Here is a 22188-nt window from a genome sequence, read left to right as displayed (position 1 = left end):
CGAGGTGCCCCAGGCTGTGCCGGGCGGCGAGCTGGACCACGTCCAACGGAATCTCTTCCATATTCCCCCGCAGCTGTGAAACTGGATTCGGACGCGGACTGCGATCGCCCTGCGTCGGAAAGGGTATCACATTAGACGCAGAACGTACAAGTAGCGCTTTCCTGACACCGGCGGTCGAGTCCGCCCGCACAGCTAGTCCGGATCTTTCGTGGGCGGCCGGGGCGGACTTCGGGAGCACCACCCATCCTTTCGGCGAGCTGCCCGCGTACGGTGTTGGTCGCGAAGGCGGTGCCCGATTCCCGTCGGCGTCGGTGATTGTCCGTTGAGCGTCGGGGTGGGGCCGTTCCTTGCGGACGATGACCCGCATGCCCGGTGGCCAGCCAGTCAAGTCGAGCAGGCCGGTGAGTTCGGCGGTCCATCTCCTCGGCCAGCACCGCGATCGCTTCGCCATCCAGATGCGACAGGATGTCCTCGGCCTGCCCGATGCACTATGGCCTGCGTATGACGTGCGACATCAAGGGCTCCGAGGTGATCAGCGCTGTAGTAGCGACCGTATGCCTCTTGGGCGGCTATCCAGGAGGACATCTCGGGGTCGCATGCCTTGTCGGCATCCCCGATCATGCATCCCTCCGGCCGTCACGTTGTCGGCCCCGCTCGGCCTTATCCTTAAGATAGTTGATAATTAATCAAGGTGACAATCGCGCAGGTATCCGTAACAGGCGTGTCTGGGGAGGAATCGTGCAGAGGAAGTGGTGGACGCTGACGGCGGTCTGCATCGGCGTCTTCATGCTGCTGCTCGACGTCACGATCGTGAACGTGGCGCTGCCGGACATCGGGCGGGCGTTCGGCGCCTCGCTGTCGGACCTGCAATGGATGATCGACGCCTACGCTCTGACGTTGGCCGCCCTGCTGCTGACGGCCGGTTCGCTGGCAGACCGGTTCGGTCGGCGGTTGATGTTCGCCGTCGGCACGGCCATGTTCACCGTCGGGTCGTTCCTGTGCGGCCTCGCGCAAACCTCGCTGTTCCTGATCCTGGCCCGGGCCGGGCAGGGAGTCGGCGGAGCGATCATGTTCGCGACGTCCCTGGCGCTGCTCGCCGACGCGTTCCGCGGCCGGGACCGCGGGGTCGCCTTCGGGGTCTTCGGGGCTGTCACGGGCGTGGCGGTCGCTGTGGGCCCGGTCCTCGGCGGGGTGCTGACCAGCGGGTTGTCCTGGCGATGGATCTTCTTCGTGAACGTTCCGGTCGGCGTCGTCGCGGTCGCGATCACCCTGCTCGCGGTCGCGGAGTCCCGCGATCCGCGGGCCGGACGGATCGACTGGTTCGGCCTGGTGACGTTCTCCGGCGCGCTCAGCGCGCTGGTCTACGGGCTCATCCGCAGCAGCATCGACGGCTGGAGCTCGGCCCCGGTCGCCGGGTGCCTGATCGGGGCGGCTGTGCTGCTGGCGGCGTTCGGCGTCGCCGAGGCCGTGCAGACCCAGCCGATGTTCGACCTCACCCTGCTGCGCAAGCCGACCTTCGATGGTGGTCTGTTCGCCGCGTTCGGGCTGTCCGCCAGCCTGTTCTCGATGTTCACCTATCTCGTCCTGTACATGCAAAGCGTGCTCGGTCTCTCGGCCGTCGCCACCGGCACCCGGTTCCTGGTGCTCAGCGGGGCGCTTTTCGTGTCCGCCGCCATCGCCGGGCGGCTCACCGAACGCGTGCCGGCCAAGCTGCTCATCGGCCCGGGATTCGCGGCCGTCGGCGCGGGGCTGCTGCTCATGCGCGGTCTGACCGTCGGCTCCGGGTGGACCCACTTCATCCCCGGTTTCATCGTCGCGGGTGTCGGCGCCGGCTTTGTCAACGTTCCGCTCGCGTCCACCGCTGTCGGTGTGGTGGCACCGGAACGCGCCGGCATGGCGTCCGGGATCAACACGACCTTTCGTCAGGTCGGGATCGCGACCGGTATCGCCGGCCTCGGTTCGATCTTCAGTGCCCAACTGCGCGACACTGTCACCAGCGCGCTGGCCGCTACCCCCGTGGCCCACCAGGCTGGTCACATCGCCCGGGCGGTGTCAGGCGGTGGCATCCAGGCGGCGGTCGCGGACGCACCACCGTCCGCCCGTGCTGCGATCGGCGCCGCCGCGCACGCCGGCTTCGTCACCGGGCTGAACGAGATCCTGCTGGTCGCAGCTGTTACAGCCTTCGTGGCGGCGGGACTGTCGTTCGTCCTCATCCGACAGCGTGACTTCGTCGTCCGCGGCTCGGGCGGTGGTGGCGACGGTGGCGGCCGTGGCGGGGACGACCGACCTGCTCCGGCGAGCGGCGCGATACCCGCGGCACCCGCGGCACCCGCGGCCTGAGCGAGCCGTACTCGGATCATCGGATCCCGCGCGATCGAAGATCCATCGGACTGCCAAGAATCATCTCAGGTGGGCTGGGACACGGATGTCGGCAGACCTGCGGTGGCCCATGCGCGGAATCCGCCGATGACGTCGGTGGCGTGCTGCAGGCCGAGTTCGTGGAGGGAGGCTGCGGCGAGGCTGGATGTGTAGCCCTCCGAGCACACGATGATGATCTGCAGGTGGTAGCCGGTGGCCTCGGGGAGCTTGGCGTCACTGGTGGGGTCGAAGCGCCACTCGAGCACGTTCCGTTCGACGATCAGAGCGTCGGGGATCTCTCCTTCGGCCGCGCGCTGTGCGGCCGGGCGGATGTCGACGATGACCGCGCCCTGCCGGCGCGCTTGGTCTGCCTGGGAGGGGGTGAGCCGCATCAGCCTGGATCGGGTGTCGGCGAGGATTTGTTCGATCGTCCGGGCCCCTGCCGGGGGCTGCGGGGTAACGGTCACCAGTCGACTCCTGCTCGCTCGCGGCCGATCTCGACGAGTCCCGCGTGTGGATCCAGGGCGTAGCGTCGCATGAACTCCAGCGCCGGCGCGTAAACGTGGATGCTGACCGCTGCAGCGTTGCCGGTATTGCTGATGTCGTGGACGTGGGCGGGGCCGAAGGAGCGGGCCTGACCGGTGGCGAAGGTCGTTGGGTTGGTGAGGGCCGTTGGGCGCAATGGTTCGGACCGGCCGGGGACGACGGTCAGTTCGGTGAGGACGCCGGCCACGACCGCGAACGCGCCCGCGCTGTCGCCGTGGTCGTGCAGGTCGGTGGACTGGCCGGGTAACCAGGTCAAAAGCCACGCCTGGTAGTCGGATGTGGCGTCCAGCAGCGTGGACCATCGGCGGATCGGGTCGAACCGAACCAGCGGTGTCCAGCTGTCCCGGTGTGCTGCGAGCCGGCGGACGATCAGTGTGAGATCCGTCGGGCGGCGGCGACTGCTGAGGTAGGTGTGGGCGGGCGGCGCCGTGGTCATGCCGCTGTGGTCGAGGTCGACGTCCACGGGTGCAGCGGTGGTCACGAGACGGTACCTCCAGAGGTGGGACGGGTAGCTGGCACAGACACGGCAGGCATGGCTGAACGCTGTGACGGCCGGTGACGGCGGTAGGTCCGTGGGGCGTGGGGAGGGGAGCCCGTGGTGAGGCAGCGGCGGGAGTGCTCCTGTGGCGAAACGGCTTCCCCGATCAGGTTGGCGCGGCCACCGTGGTCACCGTGGCAGGCCGGAAACGACGTCGAAAGGTCGAACATCGGGTGCCGGACGCCGGGAGGCAGGCCGGCTGTAACTACTGTCAGTCACGCTCGCCACGATGGATCGGGCAGCCTGGCTTGAGTGAGCCAGGGACCGCATGATCACTTTTTGCGCCCCGCCGGCGGCCTTCGCAGATCGTCCTGGCTACCGGGTAGGCATACGACAGCGCAGACACAGTGCGCTGGCTACCCGTACGTAGTCGACGTGCGGGCGGCTGACCAGGACGGTGCGACCGCTCATGACCTGTGAGGCTAGCGGAGCACGGGGTGCATTGTCGACTGTCTCAGTGGAGAATTCGACGAGTGATCGGCGGGTCTGGCGGCCGCCGCCGGCCTGTCTATCATTGTGGCGTAAATCACTTGTCTACTTCTTGACTCGACAATGTCGATTTCCCGAGAGTGCTGGGTGTACACGCTTTTTCACGTCTGACGTGCCGTCGCCGTGTCGACTTCGGGCATTGCGGTTCGGGCATTGAGGAAGGAGCGAGCGGGTGGCGTCAGGTCCTGTTCCGCTGTCGGTGCTCGATCTCGCACCGCTGAGCTCCGGGTCGACGGCAGCCGATGCGCTGCGCAACACAATCGACCTTGCCCGCCACGCGGAGCGCTTCGGCTATGCCCGGTACTGGCTCGCCGAGCACCATCTGACGCCCGGGGTCGCCTCGGCCGCGCCTGCCGTGTTGATCGCCTTGGTCGCCGATGCCACCCGGACGATCCGGGTCGGGTCGGGCGCGGTGCAGACCGGCCACCACACCCCGCTCGTCATCGCGGAGCAGTTCGGGACCCTCGCACACATCCATCCCGGGCGTATCGACCTCGGTCTCGGTCGCTCGAGCGTCAGCAGGCTGATCGAAAGGGCCACGAGGTCCGCCGTCGGGCCGCAGCCGACGGGCGGTTGCCCGGCCGCCGGTCCGGCCGCCGGTCCGTCTGCCGGTCCGTCTGCCGGTCCGTCCGTGGTCAATGGATTGTTCATCCCGCCGGCGCCGAGGATCATGTTCGATCTTGACCGTCTCCGCCGGCAACTGGACCTGGTCGGGACCCGCGACGACGCCGCCGACACCTACGCGTTGCAGGTGGGCGACATCCAGGCGTTCATCCGCGGTGACTACCGCACACCGGACGGCCTGCACCTGGCAGCGCCCACCGCCGAAGGCGCCGATGTGGAACTGTGGATCCTCGCCGCGAGTGCCGGCGACAGCGCGCGGACCGCCGGCGAGTCGGGGCTTGCACTGGCGGCCAACTACCATGTCGTGCCGTCCACCGTGCTGGAAACGGTCGCGGCGTACCGGGCTGCCTTCACCCCGTCCGAGACGCTGCGAGCACCGCGTGTCATGGTCTCCGCGGATGTCGTGGTCGCCGACGATGACGAGACCGCCCGCCGGTTGGCCAGCGGGTACGGCCCGTGGGTGGCCAGCATCCGTACCGGTGCGGGCGCCATCGCCTATCCCACGCCGGCCGAGGCGGCCGCCTACCCCTGGACGAAGCAGGGTCGTGCGCTGGTCGCGGACCGGGTCGACACCCAGTTCGTCGGTTCGCCCGCGACCGTCGTCCAGAAGCTGCGCACACTGCGCGACGCCACCGGAGCCGACGAGTTGCTCATCACCACGATCACCCATGACCACACCGACCGGGTGCGCTCCTATGAGCTGCTCGCCGGGGCATGGGCACGCCTCGGTTGACGGCGGCCCGTCACCCCACGGCCACCGCCACCACCGGCCCAGCAGATCCCGTGCGATCCGAGCAGGGAGAGACCGACCGATGACCCCATCCTCCGCACTGCACCTTGCTGTCGCGCTCGATGGCACGGGCTGGCATCCCGCCGCATGGCGGGAGCCCGACGCTCGGCCCGACGACCTGTTCACCGCCCGGTACTGGACCGACCTGGCGCACGAGGCCGAGCGCGGTCTGCTGGACTTCGTGACGATCGAGGACTCCCTGTCGTGGCAGTCCTCGCGCTACCAGGGCCCGGACGATCGGACTGACCAGATACGCGGACGTCTCGATGCGGTCGCGGTCGCCGCTCGGGTCGCCCCGCATACCAGGCGCATCGGACTCGTGCCGACTGTGACGGTCACCCATACCGAGCCCTTCCACATCTCCAAGGCGATCGCCACCCTCGACTACGTCAGCGCCGGCCGTGCCGGCTGGCGGGTCCAGGTCTGCGCGAGCAAGGCCGAGGCAGGCCATTTCGGGCGGCGCGACATCCCCGCGTTCCGGTTCGCAGACCGGGAGCAGCCCGCCGCGGCCGAGCTGATCAGGGATCTGTTCGACGAAGCCGGCGACTACGTCGAGGTGGTCCGGCGGTTGTGGGACAGCTGGGAGGACGACGCTGAGATCCGTGATGCGGCGACCGGGCGGTTCGTCGATCGCGGCAAGCTGCACTACATCGACTTCGCGGGCAGCTGGTTCAGCGTCCGGGGTCCGTCGATCACGCCGCGTCCGCCGCAGGGCCAACCGCTGGTCACCGCCCTCGCGCATGCCACCGTCGCCTACCGGCTGGCTGCCCGCGCCGCCGATGTGGTGTACGTGACGCCGCACGACGCCGAGCAGGTACGCACCATCGAACAGGAGGTCCGTACGGAACAGGCCGCCGCCGGTCGGGATCATGAGCTGTTGCACGTCTTCGGTGACCTCGTGGTTTTCCTGGACGTCGATGCGGGGCAGGCCGCCGACCGCAGGGCACGGCTCGATGGCCTGGCCGGCGCCGGGTACCGCTCGGATGCGCGTGTGTTCAGCGGAACGCCGGCCGGGCTGGCCGATCTGCTGCAGGAGTGGCAGCGGGCCGGCCTGACCGGTTTCCGGCTGCGTCCCGCCGCCATCCCGCACGATCTGAACGCGATCACCCGTGGGCTCGTGCCGGAGCTTGCACGCCGCCGCGCCTTCCGCACGGAGTACGAGGCGGACACGCTGCTCGGTCTGCTCGGTCTGCACCGCCCAGCCAGCCGCTACGCCGCTGTCTGACGCGCGAGCCCCCCAGATGACCTGCGAGGATCCCAGATGAGCAAGCCGCGTAAGCAGATCCACCTGGCCGCGCATTTCCCGGGTGTGAACAACACGACCGTATGGAGCGACCCGCGGTCGGGCAGCCACATCGAGTTCAACTCGTTCACGCATTTCGCCCGGACAGCCGAGCGGGCGAAGTTCGACTTCCTTTTTCTGGCCGAAGGGCTGCGGCTGCGTGAGCAGGCCGGCCACATCTATGACCTGGATGTGGTGGGCCGTCCGGACACGTTCACGGTGCTCGCAGCGCTGGCTGCCGTCACCGATCGGCTGGGACTCGCCGGCACGATCAACTCCACCTTCAACGAGCCCTATGAGGTCGCCCGCCAGTTCGCCAGCCTCGACCATCTCTCCGGTGGGCGGGCCGCATGGAACGTTGTCACCTCATGGGACGCGTTCACCGGCGAGAATTTCCGCCGCGGCGGATTCCTCCGCGAAGATCAACGCTATGAGCGGGCCGAGCAGTTCATGCGGACGGCGTGGGAACTGTTCGACTCCTGGCGCGGTGACGAGATCATCGCCGACAAGGCGTCAGGGGTCTTCATCAACGACGCGTCCGCGGGCGCGTTCGCCCATCACGACGCACACTTCGATATTGTCGGCCAGTTCAACGTGCCCCGTAGTCCGCAGGGCCGGCCGGTGATTTTCCAGGCTGGCGACTCGGGCGAGGGTCGCGAATTCGCCGCGGCGACGGCCGATGCGATCTTCAGCCGACACAGTACCTTTGAGGCCGGCAAGGCATTCTACGCTGACGTCAAGGGCCGGCTGGCGCGGTATGGTCGGACCCCGCGGGATCTGCTCGTGTTCCCGGCCGCCACCTTCGTGCTCGGCGACACCGGCTCCGAGGCCCACGAACACGCTGCCATCGTCCGCCACCAGCAGGTCAGCGGGCAGACCGCGATCCGATTCCTCGAGCAGTTGTGGAACCGCGATCTCAGCTCCTACGACCCCGACGGCCCGCTTCCCGAGATCGACCCCGAGCCGGGCGAGAACACCATCGCGCGGGGCCGCGCCAGCGTGCGGATGTTCTCCGATCCGCTCGCGGTGGCGAAACAGTGGCGTGAGCTGGCTGAAGCGAAGAAGCTTTCCATCCGCGAGCTGGTCATCGAGGTCAGCGGCAGGCAGTCGTTCATCGGTACGCCGTCCACCGTCGCCGAGACGATCAACAGATTCGTGCAGGAAGACGCCAGCGACGGATTCATCCTCGTCCCACACATCACACCCGGCGGCTTGGACGAGTTCGCCGACACGGTCGTGCCGCTGCTACAGGAACGAGGCGTCTTCCGCAGCGAATATGAGGGCATTACCTTGCGCGATCACCTCGGCCTACCGCTCCCCGGCAGACAGGACACACGTACACAGGCGGCCTCGTGAGGTTTTCGGGGTTGGAGAACAGCCCCGTCATTTCCGCCGGGTTTCCCATCGTCCGGCGTATCAGCCCAGAACGCGTCGGTGCACGGGGCTGAAGGATGTGAATCTGATGCTGCTATTGAAGCATCAGATTCACATCGTTGAGAGCCGGTCGGGTAGGGGTCGGGCTCGCGGGACGGACTCACGGATGCAGTAGCTGCCTGCACAGTGCCGCCACCAGATCGTCGTCAACACCGAGCTGCTCGGCGGCGTAGTCGTGCACCGATCCGTACCGCGTGATCAAGTTGGCCAAGAAGAGCCGCATGATCTCAGCGGGGGCTCGGCCGTAGGCGGGCCACCCGAGGGTCAGATCGGGGTGATCGGCGTGCCACTCGGCGACCAGGCGTTCGGTGGCCAGCTCGGTCAGGGCGAAATCGGCGACGATGTTGTCCTCGTGTACCCCGACCAGGGCGAGGACCAGCATGGCCAGCAGGCCGGTGCGGTCCTTGCCGGAGTGACAGTGGAACACCAACGGAGCGGTGTCACCGGCGATGATCTCTAGTGCGCGCCGGAGCTCCTTGACGCCGTCGTGGGCGACCTCGGTGTACTTGTCGGCCAGGAAGCGCGCGGGCTCGACGTCCGGGTCCAGGCCCGCCTGATCGTACGGCCGGTGCTCGATGCTCAGATTGTGGTAGACCAGCCACTGGTGGCGCGGGACACGTCCGCTGCGTTCGATCTCCCAGGGATACCGAAGGTCGATCACGGTGCGGACGCCCAGGGCGAGGAAGCGATCCCAGTCCTGGCTCTGCAGCTTGCCCAGCGAGTCGGAGCGAAACAGCCGACCCCAGCGCACCGTGCGGCCATCAGCGGCCTGGTAGCCGCCCAGATCCCGGAAGTTGTGCAGACACTCAAACGCGATATATCTCCTCACGCGGGTCAGCTTACGAATGGAGCGGTCCGGCTTGCGTGGCCGGCGAACGTGCGGTTCACCGCGTCCAGATCAATGCCCCCCGGCGCTGTGGATACCAACATTTCCGATATCGTCGACTCATCTGACGACGCGTAGCCAGACATTCGTCACTTGCGGCGTGTGACTCAGGCCGTTCTCCCCCTATGCTCCGGTGCGGCTCACCGGGTGGCTCCCTCCGGCCGGGCACGAGCGAGCAGGAGGGTGACATCGTCGTCATAGCCGGCACTGCGGTTGATGAGCGTCAGAAGGCGGTCCGCGGTGGCGGACAGGTCTGTCGTTTCCGAGAGGACGCGCAGCAGGCGTAGGCAGCCCTCGCCGATGTCGACGGCGGGGGATTCGACCACGCCGTCGGTGTACAGGGCGAGAGTGGATCCGGCTGGGAACCGGTTATGTGTTTCGATGAACGTCTGCTCGTCGACGCCGAGGATGATCCCGTTGGCATCGTCGAGGAGTTCGACGGTTCCATCAGGATGGCGCAGGGCCGGGGGCAGGTGGCCGCCGTTGACCACGGTCAGGGTGGCGCCGGCCGGGTCCCAGATCACGTACAGCACGCTGGCGAAGGTTTCGATGCTCCGGGTGACGGCGTCGAGCTCGGTCATCACGGCGGCGGGGGGCAGGTCGAGCCGGGCGAGGGCCCGGACGGTGGTGCGCAGCTGCCCCATGGCGGCGGCGGCGCCCAGGCCACGGCCCATGACGTCGCCGATGATCAGCGCGACCTGTCCGGCCCGCAACGGGAGGACATCGAACCAGTCGCCACCCACCTCGGTGCCGCTGGTGCCGGGTTGGTAGCGCCACGCCAGTTCGAGACCTTCCACGGCTGGGATGCCGCGAGGCATGAGTGCGCGTTGCAGCGTCAACGCGGCGGTTCGCTGGTGGTCGAAAGCACGCGCATTCGCGATCGCGCTTGCGATCCGGCTCCCCAGCTCCGCCGCGGTCTGGACATCTGGCTCGCCGTAGGGCCGCGCCGCGGTGACGCCGAACCCCACGCTTCCGAGGTACTCCCCGCCGACCAGCAGCGGCACCACGATCCCGGACCGAAGCCGGAAGTGCCGGATCACCGCGGCTACGCGCGGCGCGGGGGAGGCGTCGAACAGCCTGTCATCGATGTCGATGCGGACTGGTTGACCGGTGATGAACACCTGCCCCGGCGGACGCCCCTTCACATTGATCATTTCGCCCGGCTGTGGAAGGTCCAGATCGGGAGGCGGTCGGGGTAGATCCGAGGAGTGGGCCCATACGACCCGGCGGAGCATGAGCGGGTCGGGGTCGGCATCCAGGGGATAGGGCTCGTCGGCCAGGTACAACTCGCAGATGTCGGCGAACTCCGGGACGACGAGGGTGACTATCTCCCGGACCGTTGCGGACAGGTCCAGCGACGCGCCGAGCAGCCCGCTCGCCCGGCTCAGTAGCCGCAGCCGCCGCTCCACCGTGTCGCGTTCGGCCTGCGCGCGGCGCTCATCGGTCACGTCCACCGCCGCCACACCCATCGCGACCGTGGCTCCGGCCGAGTCGTGGAGAGGGTAGCGGCAGACCCGCAGGACACGCTGGTCCGACGGGTCCGTCGGCATCGCCGCGGTCACCTCATCGTCGATGATCGCCTCACCGGTCGCCATGACCAGGCGGTCCAGCTCCGCATTGACAGGGTCGAGGTCCGGGAACAACTCGGACACACGTCTGCCGATCGCTTTCTCGGCGGACAGGCCGAAGGCATTGACCCAGGCATTGTTCACGGCTCGGAGCCGCAGGCCGCGATCGATGACCGACAGTATGATCGGCGCCGCGTCGAACACCTGCGAACAGAGCAGCACCTCTTCCCAGCGGCCCGATGTCGGCGGGACGGGCCAGTCAGGCCGAGACGTACGGAGGTCCTCGGGCGCCTGACCGCCGGACTGCGGCATCGGGTTCATGTCGGGACCGGTCCTGCCAGGGACATGAGCTGCCGGTCGTCGCCGGAGGCTCGGGCGGGTAGAGACGCGTACAAGTGTGGGACACGTCCACCTTCTGCGCGAACGGGAGCACCCGCACCGCAACGGCACCTGGCAGTGGGGGGTGGCTCCAGGGCGTGCCTGATGGATCTTCGATCGCTTCGACCAACATCCATCAGACACGCCCTAGCGGTGGGTGACTTTCAGTCCCGTGAGTAGCTGGTCCACAGCGGCAACGGCTTGGTCCTTCGCGGCGGTCGGATCGTCGGCGCTGGCGATGAACAGGGCCGCCTCGTCGATGGCGGCGAGCAGGATGTGGGCGAGAGCGTTGAGCGGTTGGGCTGGCATGGTTCCCTCTGCCACCGCGAGGTCGAGGAGGGCGTGGATCGCGCCGAGTCCGTAGCGTTCCTCGATCGCTCGCCATTCTCGCCAGCCCAGGACGGCCGGTCCGTCGATCAGCAGGATGCGCTGCACCTCGGGTTGGAGTGACGCGTCGAGGAATCCCAGGAGGCCGTGCCGGAGGCGGGCGAGGGCGTCGCCGCTGCTGGTGGTGGCGGTGTCCGCGGCGGCGAGGACGTCCTCCTCAACCTGCTCGAAGACGGTGAGGAACAACGCCTTCTTGTCTGCGAAGTGGTGGTAGAGCGCTCCTCTGGTGCCGACGCCGGCCGCCGCGACGAGTTCCTCGGTGCTGGTGTCGAAGTAGCCCTTCTCGACGAACAGCCGCCGGGCCGCCGCGACCAGGGCGGAGCGCGTGGCCTCCGCGCGTTCGGCGACCAGCGCCGCTCGTACGGCACTGCGGGATGTCGACGTCCGTTGACCGCTGTCCACCTCCCCAGTATGGTCCACATACAGTCTGTATGAACAACATACAGTCTGTATGTCACCGAGTGTACCGAAGGAGAAGCGTAATGAGTGACGCAGCCCGTATCATCCGCGAGTTCTGCGACCTGATGGCCAAGCGTGACCCTGCTCTGCTGCGGCCCTTTCTCGCAGGGGACGCCGTCTACCAGAACACCGGCATGCCTGCGTCCGTCGGCGCCACTGCCGTGCTGGACGATCTCGCAGGTCAGTTCGCCATGTTTCCCGACGCCTACGAGTACAAAATGATCAATCTGGCGGTCGATGGCGACGTGGTTCTCACTGAACGTCTTGACATGATCCGGACTCCTGACGGTGTGAGGGGCGTGCCGGTCATGGGTACCTTCGTCGTCCGTGACGGGGTAATCACCCGGTGGACCGACTACTTGGACACCGCGCTGCCCACCAAGATGATGAGCGGCGCAGACACCAGCGCGCTGGTCCCCGCGACCTACTGACCATCGACCTGGCGCGGCGTTCCCGGCGGGGCTCAGACAGGCAGCGCCGGGAACGGGCAGCCCCGCAAGGGCACGCTCACCCGGCGTACCAGCCCAGAACGCATCGGTTCACAGGGCTGAAGGATGTGAATTTAAGGATGTGAATCTGATGCTGCTACTGCAGCATCAGATTCACATCGTTGAGAGCCGGTCGGGTAGTAGTGAACCGCCCCGGTCGGCCCGGCTGCGTTCACCAGAGTGGGCACGGCAGGGTCCACCTGCCAGGGAGGAGACATATGCATAGGCTCCGCCGCCGCCCGGCCACCGCATCCCGGACAACCACCGGTACCGTTACCGCCGCGGGGCCGGCGGACAGCGTCCTGTTGACGGTCGACGGCCTGCGGGTCACCGTGGCCGACGGTCGGGCCGAAGCCGTGCGCGGCGTGTCGTTCGAGATCCGGCGGGGCGAGGCGGTCGGCATCGTCGGGGAGTCCGGCAGTGGCAAGACGCTGGCCTGCCGGTCGGTGCTCGGTGTTCTGCCCCCGGGTTGCGCGGTGAGTGGCGGCAGCATCGACTTCGCCGGCAGCTCGCTGGTCGAGCTGCCCCGGCGGGCCTGGGAGGACCTGCGCGGGACGCGGATCGCCGCGGTCTTCCAGGACCCGGCGTCCTACCTCAATCCTTCGCACACCGTGGGCCACCAGCTTTCCGAACAACTGCGGGTGAAGCGTCGCAGCTCGCGGCGGGAGGCACACCAGACAGGGGTGGCACTGCTGGAGACGATGGGGCTGCACGAACCCGAACAGGTGTACCGGCAGTACCCGCACCAGCTCTCCGGCGGCATGCTGCAGCGGGTCGTGCTGGCGATCGCCGTGTCCGGCGAACCGGAGCTGCTCGTCGCGGATGAGGCGACCACGGCGCTCGACGTCACGATCCAGGCCGAGGTGCTGGAGCTGTTGGCACGGCTGCGGGCGGACCGCGGCCTGGCCGTCCTCGCAGTCTCGCACGACCTCGCTGTCATCACCGAGCTCTGCGACCGGGTGCTGGTGTTCTACGCGGGCGAGCTCATCGAGACCGGCCCGACCGCCGAGGTGCTGGACGCGCCACGGCATCCCTACACCGAGGCATTGCTGCGGGTCGCGTCGGTCGGGAACTGGGAACGGCGGACCCTCGACGTCATCGAGGGCCAGCCGCCACCGGTCGGTGTCGCGATCAGCGGCTGCCGGTTCGCCGACCGGTGCGCCTTCGTGACGGCGCAGTGCCGTTCCGGCCCTGTGCCACTGACCGGAGCGGGGGATGGACGGGCCGTGCGGTGCGTCCGGGCCGAGGAGATCGTGCTGAGCGGAGCAGGAGTCGTCGCATGACCGATTCCAGGCTGGCCACTGCGTTGCCCATCCAGGTCGGACGGGCTGAGCTGCCGCAGGTGCCGTTGCTGGCGGTCGAGGGCCTCGGGGTGTCCTTTCCCCGGCCCGGCGGCAGCGGTCGGGTCACCGTACTGGCCGATGTCGGGCTGACCGTCCGCGCCGGCGAGATCGTCGGTGTCATCGGCGAGACGGGATCGGGCAAGACGACGTTCGCGCGAGCCATCGTCGGGCTCGGCAAGCCTGACACCGGCCGGGTCGTCCTTGATGGTCGGGACATCTCCCGGCTCCGTGGCCGTGCCCTTGGTGAGTTCCGGCGGACAGGAGCGATCCAGTTCGTCTTCCAGGACCCGCTGCGCTCACTGGATCCAGACCTCACCGTCGGTGCCAGCGTGGCGGAGGGGCTGACGATCGCCGGCGATGGGACCCGCAGCGAGCGGGCCGAACGGGTGGTCGATGCGTTGCGTCGGGTCGGCCTCGACCCGACGGTCGCGCACCGCCCGCCGGGTACGATCTCCGGTGGGCAACGGCAGCGGGTCTCCATCGCCCGCGCCGTCATCAGGCGCCCGCGGCTGCTGGTGTGCGACGAGCCGGTCAGCGCGTTGGACGCCTCCAACCGCAACCACAATCCTGCGGCTGCTCGACGGACTGCGCAGGGAGCTGACGGTCGGGATTCTGCTGATCTCCCACGACCTCAGCTCGCTGGCCGGCATCGCCGATCGCGTCGTCGTGCTCTACCGGGGGCGGGTCGTCGAGGACGGTCCCATCGCGGACGTGTTCAGCAGGCCCCGGCATCCCTACACGGCCCTTCTGATCGCCTCCGCCCCGAGCATCCGGCGGGAGAACCGGCTTTCTCCCGCGCAGTTGCGGCCCGACGCCGCCGGCAGCCCGACCTCGCGCCGTCCCCTGACCATCGGTGGCTGCGTGTTCGCCCACCGGTGCCCCTTCGCCACCGAGGTCTGCGCCGGGGCCCCGGCACTGCGCGCCGTCCCCGACCGGCCGGAGCCGGGCCGCGGAGGCTGGACGGCAGCCTGTCATCACGTCGCCACCTGGCGCGAACAGATCGGCGCAGCCACACAGCCGAAAGCACACAGCCGCAGCAACCTGGGCCATCGAACACACATCGATTCTGAAGACAGATCGGCTACGGAAAGGGAGATTCCAGCGTGAGCATCGAATTCATCGGTATCGCGAGCACCTTCGCGGGCAGCGAGTCGGAGGCGTTTTCGGGTCCGGCGGTTGACCCCGACTATCTGGAGCGGCTGGTGCGCACGCACGAGGACGCCGGGTTCGACCGGGTCCTGGTCGCGCACGCCTCCATCACCCGGACGGCTTGGTCATCACCGACCAGATTCTGTCCCGCACGACGACGCTCAAGGTGCTGTTGGCGCACCGGCCTGGTTTCACAGCTCCGACGATCGCCGCTCGCCAGTTCGCGACGCTGGATGCCTTTCATCCGGGCCGGGTGGCACTGCACGTCATCACCGGCGGCGACGACGCCGACCAGGCGCGCGACGGGGACCTGTCCGACAAGGTGACCCGGTACCGGCGCACCGACGAGTTCCTCGATGTGCTGCGCCGCGAATGGGCATCGACCGAGCCGTTCGACTACGACGGCGAGTTCTACACGATCCGCGGCGCCCGGTCCTCGGTGCGGCCGGACGGCCGCATCCCGATCTACTTCGGCGGAGCCTCCGCGGACGCAGTGCGGGTGGGCGGTAAGCACGCCGACGTGTATGCGTTCTGGGGTGAGCCGATCGCCGGCATCATCGAGCGGATCGGCGAGGTGCGCGCGGCGGCTGCACCATACGGCCGCAACCCGCGGTTCAGCGTGAGTCTGCGTCCCATCCCCGCCGACACCGAGCAGGCCGCCTGGCAGCGCGCGGCGGAGATCCTGGAGCTCACCAGAGAACGGGTCGGCGAGCTGAAGAAGACCTTCAACATCGAAAGCTCGGCGCAGGCTGGCAGCCAGCGGTTGCTGCGCTATGCCGACCAGGCGGAGGTGCACGACAAGCGGCTGTGGACCGCGGTCGCCAAAGCCACCGGCGCGGCCGGGAACTCCACCGCCCTCGTCGGCAGTTACGAGCAGGTTGCCGAGTCGCTCGTCGACTATGTCAACATCGGCGTGTCGACGCTGCTCATCCGCGGGTTCGCACCGCTGGACGACGCCCGGGACTACGGCACGCTGATCCGTCTGGTCCGGGAACAGACCGCCGACCGCGAGGCCGTCGGCGCATCTGCCCAGGTCCCCGCTGCCCGCTGGTAAGCAGAGGAGAAGGCATTGACGGCGACCGGGAGGACGTTCCCGACCACGTCGCACTGGGGAGCCTATGGTGTCCGGGTCGGTGCGGACGGTGGGATCACGGTGGTCCCGCATCCCGACGACCCGGCGCCGTCGCCGCTGCTCGCCAACATCCCCGGCGCGTTGCGTCACCCGACCCGGGTGGCGCGCCCCGCCGTCCGCCGGGGATGGCTGGAAGGTGGCCCGGGCCCGGCGGACGGACGCGGACGGGAGGAGTTCGTCGAACTCGACCTCTGCGTCCATGGCAATCCCAACGTGCTGACCGCCGACGTGCCGACCTCCCGACTGTCCCAGGGCTGTGTCGGCCAGCATGCCCTGGTGGAGATCGAGCGTTGGGTCGGTGAGCTGCCGCCGCTCACCGTCACCACGCCCCCGCCGGGCACCCGTCCCTGGTCTGCCAGGCCCTAGTGATCGAACGCCGTGTCCTCGGGCGCTCCTAGCCCCTGTGGCCGGGCGTTCTTATGTCGGCTTCCCTGTGCCGACCCGGCTGTGGATGAGGGTCTCGAGGAAGAGGAGTATCCGCGCGGCGGCCCAACGGAAGCTGCCGTCGCGCAGGACGCCGTGGCCGCTGGGCACGACCGCAAGCTCCGCTCGGGGTGCCGTCCGCGTCAGCATCCGGGCGAGCGGCAGCGGGCTGATCTGGTCGTCGTCGCCGTGGATGAGGAGGATCGGCATGTCGGGCAGTGCCCGCGGGGGCAGCTCGGTCAGCGGCTCGCCGGACACGGGCCGCTGGAGCAGGGGTAGGCCGAGGAGGACGAGGCCGTCCGCCCGCAGCGCCGGCGAGCCGGCGAGCCGGCGAGAACGAGCGCCCGTAGTGCGCCGGTGTCCGATCCGAGAAGGACGAACGGTACGTCCGGGTTGCGTATCTCGCCGAGTGAGATGGCTGTGTCGTCGCCCGATCGTGTGATTGTGGTTGCGTGGCTGTCCAGAGCGAGTCTGATCGCCAGGGGTTCGAAATGTTTCGCTGTCTCGTGTCGTCCGGTGAGCAGGGCGACGGACGTACGGACGGTTGGGGACGCATCGCGGGCAGGCCGGTGGGAAGGCTGCTTCACAACGGCGTAGGCGGCGTCCTCGGCGCCTTGGATGGCGCGGTCGACCGTGCGGTACACAGGGGTCACGGGTCTCTCCTATCGTGCACCCGGGCTGGCTGCGGCGGACATGCGCGGTCCCGGGGGGTCGCGTATACGGGAGGAGGATCGATGGGACCCCGCAGCATTGTGTGGCGGGGTCCGGGCAGGAGAAACAGCAGGCGAACACGCTGGGGAGACGTCTCGCCGATCGTGGCCGCCCCCGCAACCGGCCCTTGGCGCGTTCGAGCCCAGGCCGTTCGCCCGGAAAGCCGGGGTACCGGTGCATCGCGACCGGGGAGCCGCGCCACTCGCGAAGCGATGGCGTGGATCGCGATGCGCGGGGACCGATGATGCCAGGCGTCGCCCGGGCATTGTGATCTGGACAGTCCCTGTCGTCGGTCGCTCTAGGGCGCGGGGCGCAGACAGGTCGCCGAAGCGATTCGCATGAGGTCGATGTGAGCTCGTATCACGAGCCACGCCGAGCAGCAGCGATGCTTCACATCCTCCACCCTGTACTCGCCGGGGCCAAATGTCAACTTTCCCGGTGCGGTCAGTGGGATTATCCTCCTGTCGGGCAGGACAGGGGGATGTTGCGATCACCCGGCCGCGATGTCGGTTGACACCGCGTCGATGCGGCCGGCCGGCCGGTCCAGTCCGTAGTGATCACGCAATGTCGTCCCGGTGTATTCGGTCCGGAACAGCCCGCGCCGTTGCAGGATCGGCACCACGTGGTCCACGAAGTCCTCCAGCGCACCGGGCAGGTAGGGCGGCATCACGTTGAAGCCGTCGGCGGCGCCGTTGGTGAACCACTGTTCCAGCTGGTCTGCGACCTGTTCCGGGGTGCCGGCGAAGACACGGTGACCGCGGCCGGCGGCGAGCCGGGTCAGCAACTGACCGATGGTGAGGTTCTCCCGGCGGGCCAGTTCCACAACGAGAGTGAAACGGCTCTTGTTGCCGTTGATGTCGTCGACGTTCGGCAGCTCCGCCGGCAGCGGGCCGTCGAGCGGATGGTCAGAAAGGTCGACGCCGACCATTGTCGACAGCTGGCCAAGCCCGTATTCGGGTACGATCAGGCTGTTCAGTTCGGCTTCCCGTTGTTTTGCTTCCTTCTCGGTCGAACCGAGAACAGACGCGATTCCAGGCAGAATTTTGATCCGTTCCGGTGAACGGCCGTGACGGGCTGCGCGCTGTTTCAGATCGGAGTAGAATTCCTGGCCGTCGGCGAGGGTCTGCTGCGCGGTGAAGACCGCCTCGGCGTACCGTGCGGCAAATTCCTTGCCGTCCTCGGAGGAGCCGGCCTGCACGAGGAGCGGATGACCCTGGGGAGTGCGGGGAACATTCAGTGGTCCGGCCACCGAAAAATATTGGCCGGTGTGGTTGACCGGGTGGATCCGGGCGGTGTCGGCATACACTCCGGACCGCTTGTCGTAGACGAGCGCGTCGTCCTGCCAGCTGTCCCACAACGCGAGCGCGACGTCCACGAACTCCGCCGCACGCCGGTAGCGGCGATGGTGTTCCAAATGTGCCTGCGCGTTGAAGTTGCGCGCTTCGTTCTCCTGCGCGGAGGTGACGATGTTCCAGCCCGCGCGACCGCCGCTGATGTGGTCCAGGGAGGCGAACTTACGGGCCACATGAAAAGGTTCGTTGTAGGTCGTCGAAACCGTGGCGATCAGCCCGATGCGACTGGTCGCCACGGCGATCGCGGACAACAGGGTCAGTGGCTCGAAACGGCCGGAAAAATTGTACCGGACGTTGTTCCACAGGGCGAGCCCGTCGGCCAGAAAGATCGAGTCGAATTTACCGCGCTCGGCGAGCTGGGCGAGGCGAATGTAATGGTCGACCGATCCATCGCGTTCGGGTTCGCTGGTCGGGTGCCGCCAGGCGGCCTCGTGGTGCCCGACGTGCATGAGGAAGGCGTTGAGGTGTAGGTGGCGAGGCTGGTCGCTCATCTGGTCCCGATTCTCGGTGGCCTGACCCAGTGGCCTGGCTGTTGCGTGTTCGGATGGTCAGCGGTCACAGCGGTCACAGCGGTCATGCCTCAGGGGTGACGCGCCAGCGCGAGAATCGCCGCTCCAGGGTCAGGAGCAGGTAGTTGATACCAAGCCCGATCGCCGATATCGTGATGATTCCGGCGTACATCTCCGGGATGTCGAAGTTCGACTGCGCATAGTTGATCAAGTAGCCGAGACCCGCTTTCGCACCGACCAGCTCCGCGGCGATGAGTATCAGGATCGCGTACGCCCCGGCGAGACGGATGCCGGTGAAGACAGTCGGCACAGCGGCAGGAAGAATGACCTTCTGGAAAAGCCGCGGCGAGGACAGGCCCATCGAGCGCGCTGATTTGATCAGCAGCGGTTCGACGTTCTTGACGCCGCTGACGGTGTTCAACAAAATGGGCCAGACGCAGCCGTAGGTGACGATTCCGATCTTCGATGATTCGCCGATACCGAGAATCAGGACGAACACCGGTAGGAGGGCCAGCGGGGCCGTGTTACGGAACAGTTCCAGCAGCGGGTTCAGAAGCTCGGCCAGTTGCCGGAACCAACCGATCAGCAGTCCCAGGGGCAGCGCGATCGCGATGGCGAGAGTGAAACCGGCGCCGGCGCGCGTCAGACTCGCTTTCGTGTTCGCCCAGATATCACCGCTGATGAACAGCGCCCACCACTCGTCGATTACTTCGGAGAAGGGCGGCAGGAACACCCGGTCGACGACACCGATCCGGGGTAGTACCTCCCAAGCGGTCAGGAGCACGACGATCGCCACGATGCGGCGGAACACGGTGGCCGTGCCCCGTAGCGAAGCCGACCACCATCGCCGACCGGGCGGCCCGGCGGACTCAGCGGGTTCCAGCACGGGTCCGGCCACGGCCGATCCGATGGTGTCATCAATGATTGCCGACACGGGTCACCTCTTTGCGGCCATACCTGTCATCCGTCCCGGCGGCCTTGCCGGTAGCTTTGATTGTCCCGACAAACCCGTTTCCGGTGGCTCCGGTCGACCCGGCACCGACCGATGCCGGGTCCGGCGCTGCATCCGGTGCCTGAACCTGCACCTCCCGCCCGCGCGGGACGTCAGCCCGGCGTTCGGCCTGCTGCGCCTTGGTGACCTCGTCGTGGAGGAGCTCCCATACCAGATGCCGGTAGCGCACGAACTCCGGATCGGAACGGGGGTCATCGCTGGCCGTACCGGCGGGAGGGACGTCGATGATCTGCTTGATCCGGCCGGGCCGCGACGTCATCACGGCGACCCGTTGACCGAGGTACACGGCCTCATCGATCGAGTGTGTGATGAACAGGATGGTCTTGCGCGTTTTCGCCCAGATCCGCAGCAGCTCGTCCTGTAGCGTCTCCCGGGTCTGCGCGTCCAACGCGGCGAACGGCTCGTCCATGAGCAGCACCGCAGGGTCGTAGGCGAGGCTGCGCGCGATCGCCACCCGCTGTTTCATGCCTCCGGACAGTTCATGCGGATAGCGACGTTCGAATCCGGTCAGTCCGACGAGGTCCAGATAGGATTTCGCCCGCGCGGAGCGTTCGGACCTCGGGACTCGTTTGGCTTCGAGACCGAACTCGATGTTCCCGAGCGCGGTCCGCCATGGGAAGAGTGCATATTGCTGGAAGACGATCCCGCGGTCGAGGCCCGGCCCCGAGACCGGGACACCGTCGACGAGAATGCGCCCGCTGCTGGGTCTGGTCAGCCCGCCGAGGAGGTCGAGTAGGGTGGACTTGCCGCACCCGCTCGGCCCGACCAGGACGAGGAATTCGCCACTGCGAATATCCAGGTCCACCTCGGAGATCGCGGTGAACTCGCTGCTCGTACCGCGTGATCGGGTGTCGGTCCGAATGGTGAAATTCTTCGTGACCCGTTGGAATTCTATTGTACTCACGTGCATTCATCCTCACTGCGGTACACGGTGGTTCCCGGCACACCGTGTACCGGGAACCACCCGCCTCCCGCCGGGGTCAGGAGCCGGTGGCAGCTCGGAACGGGTTGAATTCGTTGGTGAAGAGGTCGGTCAGCGAAACGTCCTTCTTCAACTCACCGCGCTCGCGCAGGAAGTCGATCCAGCGGCTGAAGTCCGCGTCCTGGATGCGTCCGCCCTGCCCGGCAACCCCGTAACTCTTCCAGAACTTGATCGCGCTCTTGTCCTCCTGGCGTCCCCGCTTGTCGATGATCTGTTCGAAACGGGCGACCACTTCCGCGCGTGGGGCTGTCTTTGCCCACTCAAGGGCTTTGGCGACGCCCTCGACGAACTGCTTCGCGGTCGTCGGGTTCTTCTTGATGAAGTCATTACGCAGCACCAGGCTGCCGGCGGAGAACGTCCCGAAGAGATCGTAGTCGCTGAACAGCTGGCGGAGCCCCCCTCGTTCCAGCGCCTTGTCCCGCAGGATTCCACCGAGCGCGGCGACGTCGATCTGGCCGGCGCGCAGTGACTGTTCGGTGTTGACCGGCGGAACCACGGTGGGAACGACCTTCTTGACGTCCTCGGCGCTGAGGCCCTGCTTCTTGAGGTAAGCGTCGAGGATGGCTTCGAGATGCGCGCCGAGCGTGTTCATGCCGATCTTCTTACCGATCAGGTCACGAGCGGACGAGATCGAACTGTTCGCCGGCACGAAATAGCCGATATAGGAATCCTTGTCGACGCCGTAGTAGCTGACCACTGCCTTGATCGGAGCGCCGGCCGCTACCAGCTTGATAATGGCGCCGTTGAACGCACCGCCGAAGTCGGTGTCACCGGTGGTGGCGGCCTGGATGTCCTGCGGACCGCTGATGGTGTTCCCGATCCACTTGAGCGTGATCGGGCCGAGATAGCCGAGATCGGCGGCGAGTTCGGCCGGAGTGACCTGGCCGACTGAGCCCTGGTAGCGCAGCTCGGTCTGTTCGGCCCCCGCAGTCGGGCCACTGCTGCCAGGGCCGCCACTGTCGCCACTGCCGCAGGCCACAGCCGCCAGGGCGGTCACGGCCAGGGCTGCGGCGACTGTGAGGGCCTTGGATTTCCTGCGGATGGTGCAAAACATGGTGCGTCCTTCACATGAGGGCGAAGTAAACTGGCGGTGTGGGCCGCCGGCCGGGTCCGGGGCGGACGGTTTGGGCGGGACCGGTCGCCGCAAGATCCCAAGAGGCATGAGGTCCCAAGAGGCATGAGGTCTCAGTAGCCACGAGGTTGCATTGGTATGGGTGAAACCAAAGCGGCCGGCGGCGTCAGCGTGGGCCTCACGCAGGAGATCCTGAAGAGAGATGCAGAAAAGGCGACGAGGATAGGGGTAAAAATAGGTCAGATGTCGGTCGCTGAAAGCACGGCAGCTGGCAGC

Annotated in this window: 19 protein-coding genes and 4 pseudogenes; 10 read left to right on the top strand and 13 right to left on the bottom strand. The window is 67.5% G+C overall.

Annotated features, from left to right (window positions below):
* Nucleotides 1-248 precede the first annotated feature (248 nt).
* Nucleotides 249-418, bottom strand: a pseudogene (locus tag U9978_RS15900) (IS1380 family transposase); the annotation flags it as partial.
* Nucleotides 419-738: 320 nt separating this feature from the next.
* Here U9978_RS15900 and U9978_RS15895 point away from each other — a divergent pair.
* Entirely contained in the window at nucleotides 739-2340 is a 1602-nt protein-coding gene (locus U9978_RS15895; RefSeq protein WP_322761910.1) for an MFS transporter, read from the top strand.
* 65 nt (nucleotides 2341-2405) lie between these two features.
* On the opposite strand, the gene U9978_RS15890 is transcribed toward U9978_RS15895, so the two are convergent.
* From U9978_RS15890 to U9978_RS24100, 3 genes are all read right to left on the bottom strand, one after another.
* Complete coding sequence (locus tag U9978_RS15890; protein WP_322761924.1) at nucleotides 2406-2750, bottom strand: rhodanese-like domain-containing protein; 345 nt, start codon at nucleotides 2748-2750, stop codon at nucleotides 2406-2408.
* 71 nt (nucleotides 2751-2821) lie between these two features.
* Entirely contained in the window at nucleotides 2822-3385 is a 564-nt protein-coding gene (locus U9978_RS15885; protein WP_322761909.1) for a cysteine dioxygenase family protein, read from the bottom strand.
* 372 nt (nucleotides 3386-3757) lie between these two features.
* The gene (locus U9978_RS24100; RefSeq protein ID WP_416210996.1) at nucleotides 3758-3853 is read right to left on the bottom strand and encodes a putative leader peptide; all 96 of its coding nucleotides are present in this window, start codon (nucleotides 3851-3853) and stop codon (nucleotides 3758-3760) included.
* Nucleotides 3854-4103: 250 nt separating this feature from the next.
* Between U9978_RS24100 and U9978_RS15880 the strand changes: the two genes are divergently transcribed.
* The 3 genes from U9978_RS15880 to U9978_RS15870 all read left to right on the top strand — a co-directional run bounded on the left by U9978_RS15880 (nucleotide 4104) and on the right by U9978_RS15870 (nucleotide 7983).
* Nucleotides 4104-5288, top strand: coding sequence for an MsnO8 family LLM class oxidoreductase (locus tag U9978_RS15880; protein WP_322761908.1), 1185 nt, complete (start codon nucleotides 4104-4106; stop codon nucleotides 5286-5288).
* Between the two features lie 79 nt (nucleotides 5289-5367).
* On the top strand, nucleotides 5368-6570 hold the full coding sequence (locus U9978_RS15875) for an LLM class flavin-dependent oxidoreductase (RefSeq protein ID WP_322761907.1): 1203 nt from the start codon (nucleotides 5368-5370) through the stop codon (nucleotides 6568-6570).
* 36 nt (nucleotides 6571-6606) lie between these two features.
* Nucleotides 6607-7983: an NtaA/DmoA family FMN-dependent monooxygenase gene (locus U9978_RS15870; RefSeq protein ID WP_322761906.1), complete on the top strand. Its 1377-nt coding sequence runs from the start codon at nucleotides 6607-6609 to the stop codon at nucleotides 7981-7983.
* Nucleotides 7984-8161: 178 nt separating this feature from the next.
* Here the strand turns inward: U9978_RS15870 and U9978_RS15865 are convergent, their stop codons facing one another.
* From U9978_RS15865 to U9978_RS15855, 3 genes are all read right to left on the bottom strand, one after another.
* Nucleotides 8162-8890 carry a tyrosine-protein phosphatase gene (locus U9978_RS15865; protein WP_322761905.1) on the bottom strand — a complete coding sequence of 243 codons (729 nt, stop codon included), beginning with the start codon at nucleotides 8888-8890 and terminating at the stop codon, nucleotides 8162-8164.
* A gap of 197 nt (nucleotides 8891-9087) precedes the next feature.
* On the bottom strand, nucleotides 9088-10836 hold the full coding sequence (locus tag U9978_RS15860; protein ID WP_322761904.1) for a SpoIIE family protein phosphatase: 1749 nt from the start codon (nucleotides 10834-10836) through the stop codon (nucleotides 9088-9090).
* 204 nt (nucleotides 10837-11040) lie between these two features.
* Nucleotides 11041-11700 carry a TetR/AcrR family transcriptional regulator gene (locus U9978_RS15855; RefSeq protein ID WP_322761903.1) on the bottom strand — a complete coding sequence of 220 codons (660 nt, stop codon included), beginning with the start codon at nucleotides 11698-11700 and terminating at the stop codon, nucleotides 11041-11043.
* A 62-nt stretch (nucleotides 11701-11762) separates the two neighbouring features.
* On the opposite strand from U9978_RS15855, the gene U9978_RS15850 reads away from it, so the two are divergent.
* The 6 genes and pseudogenes from U9978_RS15850 (at nucleotide 11763) to U9978_RS15825 (ending at nucleotide 16217) form a co-directional block, all read left to right on the top strand.
* Nucleotides 11763-12170 carry a limonene-1,2-epoxide hydrolase family protein gene (locus U9978_RS15850; RefSeq protein ID WP_322761902.1) on the top strand — a complete coding sequence of 136 codons (408 nt, stop codon included), beginning with the start codon at nucleotides 11763-11765 and terminating at the stop codon, nucleotides 12168-12170.
* 275 nt (nucleotides 12171-12445) lie between these two features.
* Nucleotides 12446-13510 (top strand): ABC transporter ATP-binding protein, encoded by a 1065-nt coding sequence (locus U9978_RS15845; protein ID WP_322761901.1) that lies wholly within the window; start codon nucleotides 12446-12448, stop codon nucleotides 13508-13510.
* Nucleotides 13507-14043 (top strand): annotated as a pseudogene (locus U9978_RS15840) (ATP-binding cassette domain-containing protein); the annotation flags it as partial. The gene U9978_RS15845 and the pseudogene U9978_RS15840, both read left to right, overlap by 4 nt.
* Nucleotides 13928-14677, top strand: coding sequence for an oligopeptide/dipeptide ABC transporter ATP-binding protein (locus tag U9978_RS15835; protein ID WP_322761923.1), 750 nt, complete (start codon nucleotides 13928-13930; stop codon nucleotides 14675-14677). The pseudogene U9978_RS15840 and the gene U9978_RS15835, both read left to right, overlap by 116 nt.
* Nucleotides 14674-15773 (top strand): annotated as a pseudogene (locus U9978_RS15830) (LLM class flavin-dependent oxidoreductase). Before U9978_RS15835 ends, U9978_RS15830 begins: the two are co-directional and overlap by 4 nt.
* Before the next feature lie 15 nt (nucleotides 15774-15788).
* Nucleotides 15789-16217 carry a hypothetical protein gene (locus tag U9978_RS15825; RefSeq protein WP_322761899.1) on the top strand — a complete coding sequence of 143 codons (429 nt, stop codon included), beginning with the start codon at nucleotides 15789-15791 and terminating at the stop codon, nucleotides 16215-16217.
* A gap of 51 nt (nucleotides 16218-16268) precedes the next feature.
* Here the strand turns inward: U9978_RS15825 and U9978_RS15820 are convergent, their stop codons facing one another.
* From U9978_RS15820 to U9978_RS15795, 6 genes and pseudogenes are all read right to left on the bottom strand, one after another.
* Nucleotides 16269-16532 carry a hypothetical protein gene (locus U9978_RS15820; RefSeq protein WP_322761898.1) on the bottom strand — a complete coding sequence of 88 codons (264 nt, stop codon included), beginning with the start codon at nucleotides 16530-16532 and terminating at the stop codon, nucleotides 16269-16271.
* The gene (locus tag U9978_RS15815) at nucleotides 16514-16927 is read right to left on the bottom strand and encodes a hypothetical protein (protein ID WP_322761897.1); all 414 of its coding nucleotides are present in this window, start codon (nucleotides 16925-16927) and stop codon (nucleotides 16514-16516) included. The genes U9978_RS15820 and U9978_RS15815 overlap by 19 nt, the downstream gene beginning before the upstream one ends.
* Before the next feature lie 548 nt (nucleotides 16928-17475).
* On the bottom strand, nucleotides 17476-18828 hold the full coding sequence (locus U9978_RS15810) for an LLM class flavin-dependent oxidoreductase (protein WP_322761896.1): 1353 nt from the start codon (nucleotides 18826-18828) through the stop codon (nucleotides 17476-17478).
* Nucleotides 18829-18910: 82 nt separating this feature from the next.
* A complete protein-coding gene (locus U9978_RS15805) occupies nucleotides 18911-19771 on the bottom strand; it encodes an ABC transporter permease (RefSeq protein WP_416211001.1) in 861 nt (286 codons plus the stop codon).
* Nucleotides 19772-19958: 187 nt separating this feature from the next.
* Nucleotides 19959-20768: pseudogene (locus U9978_RS15800) on the bottom strand (ABC transporter ATP-binding protein); the annotation flags it as partial.
* 70 nt (nucleotides 20769-20838) lie between these two features.
* Nucleotides 20839-21894 carry an ABC transporter substrate-binding protein gene (locus tag U9978_RS15795; protein ID WP_322761893.1) on the bottom strand — a complete coding sequence of 352 codons (1056 nt, stop codon included), beginning with the start codon at nucleotides 21892-21894 and terminating at the stop codon, nucleotides 20839-20841.
* Nucleotides 21895-22188: the final 294 nt, after the last annotated feature.

The organism is Protofrankia sp. Cr2, assembly GCF_963555885.1.
Classification (GTDB): domain Bacteria; phylum Actinomycetota; class Actinomycetes; order Frankiales; family Frankiaceae; genus Protofrankia.
Note: the sequence above shows the minus strand (reverse complement) of the source record. Positions and strands in the feature narration are given on the sequence as shown.

Excerpts from the sequence above, each read along its gene's own strand:
- U9978_RS15890 (WP_322761924.1), bottom strand. The coding sequence starts at position 2,750 with ATGCGGCTCACCCCCTCCCAGGCAGACCAAGCGCGCCGGCAGGGCGCG.
- U9978_RS24100 (WP_416210996.1), bottom strand. The coding sequence starts at position 3,853 with ATGAGCGGTCGCACCGTCCTGGTCAGCCGCCCGCACGTCGACTACGTA.
- U9978_RS15875 (WP_322761907.1), top strand. The coding sequence starts at position 5,368 with ATGACCCCATCCTCCGCACTGCACCTTGCTGTCGCGCTCGATGGCACG.
- U9978_RS15870 (WP_322761906.1), top strand. The coding sequence starts at position 6,607 with ATGAGCAAGCCGCGTAAGCAGATCCACCTGGCCGCGCATTTCCCGGGT.
- U9978_RS15860 (WP_322761904.1), bottom strand. The coding sequence starts at position 10,836 with ATGAACCCGATGCCGCAGTCCGGCGGTCAGGCGCCCGAGGACCTCCGT.
- U9978_RS15850 (WP_322761902.1), top strand. The coding sequence starts at position 11,763 with ATGAGTGACGCAGCCCGTATCATCCGCGAGTTCTGCGACCTGATGGCC.
- U9978_RS15845 (WP_322761901.1), top strand. The coding sequence starts at position 12,446 with ATGCATAGGCTCCGCCGCCGCCCGGCCACCGCATCCCGGACAACCACC.
- U9978_RS15835 (WP_322761923.1), top strand. The coding sequence starts at position 13,928 with ATGGGACCCGCAGCGAGCGGGCCGAACGGGTGGTCGATGCGTTGCGTC.
- U9978_RS15810 (WP_322761896.1), bottom strand. The coding sequence starts at position 18,828 with ATGAGCGACCAGCCTCGCCACCTACACCTCAACGCCTTCCTCATGCAC.
- U9978_RS15795 (WP_322761893.1), bottom strand. The coding sequence starts at position 21,894 with ATGTTTTGCACCATCCGCAGGAAATCCAAGGCCCTCACAGTCGCCGCA.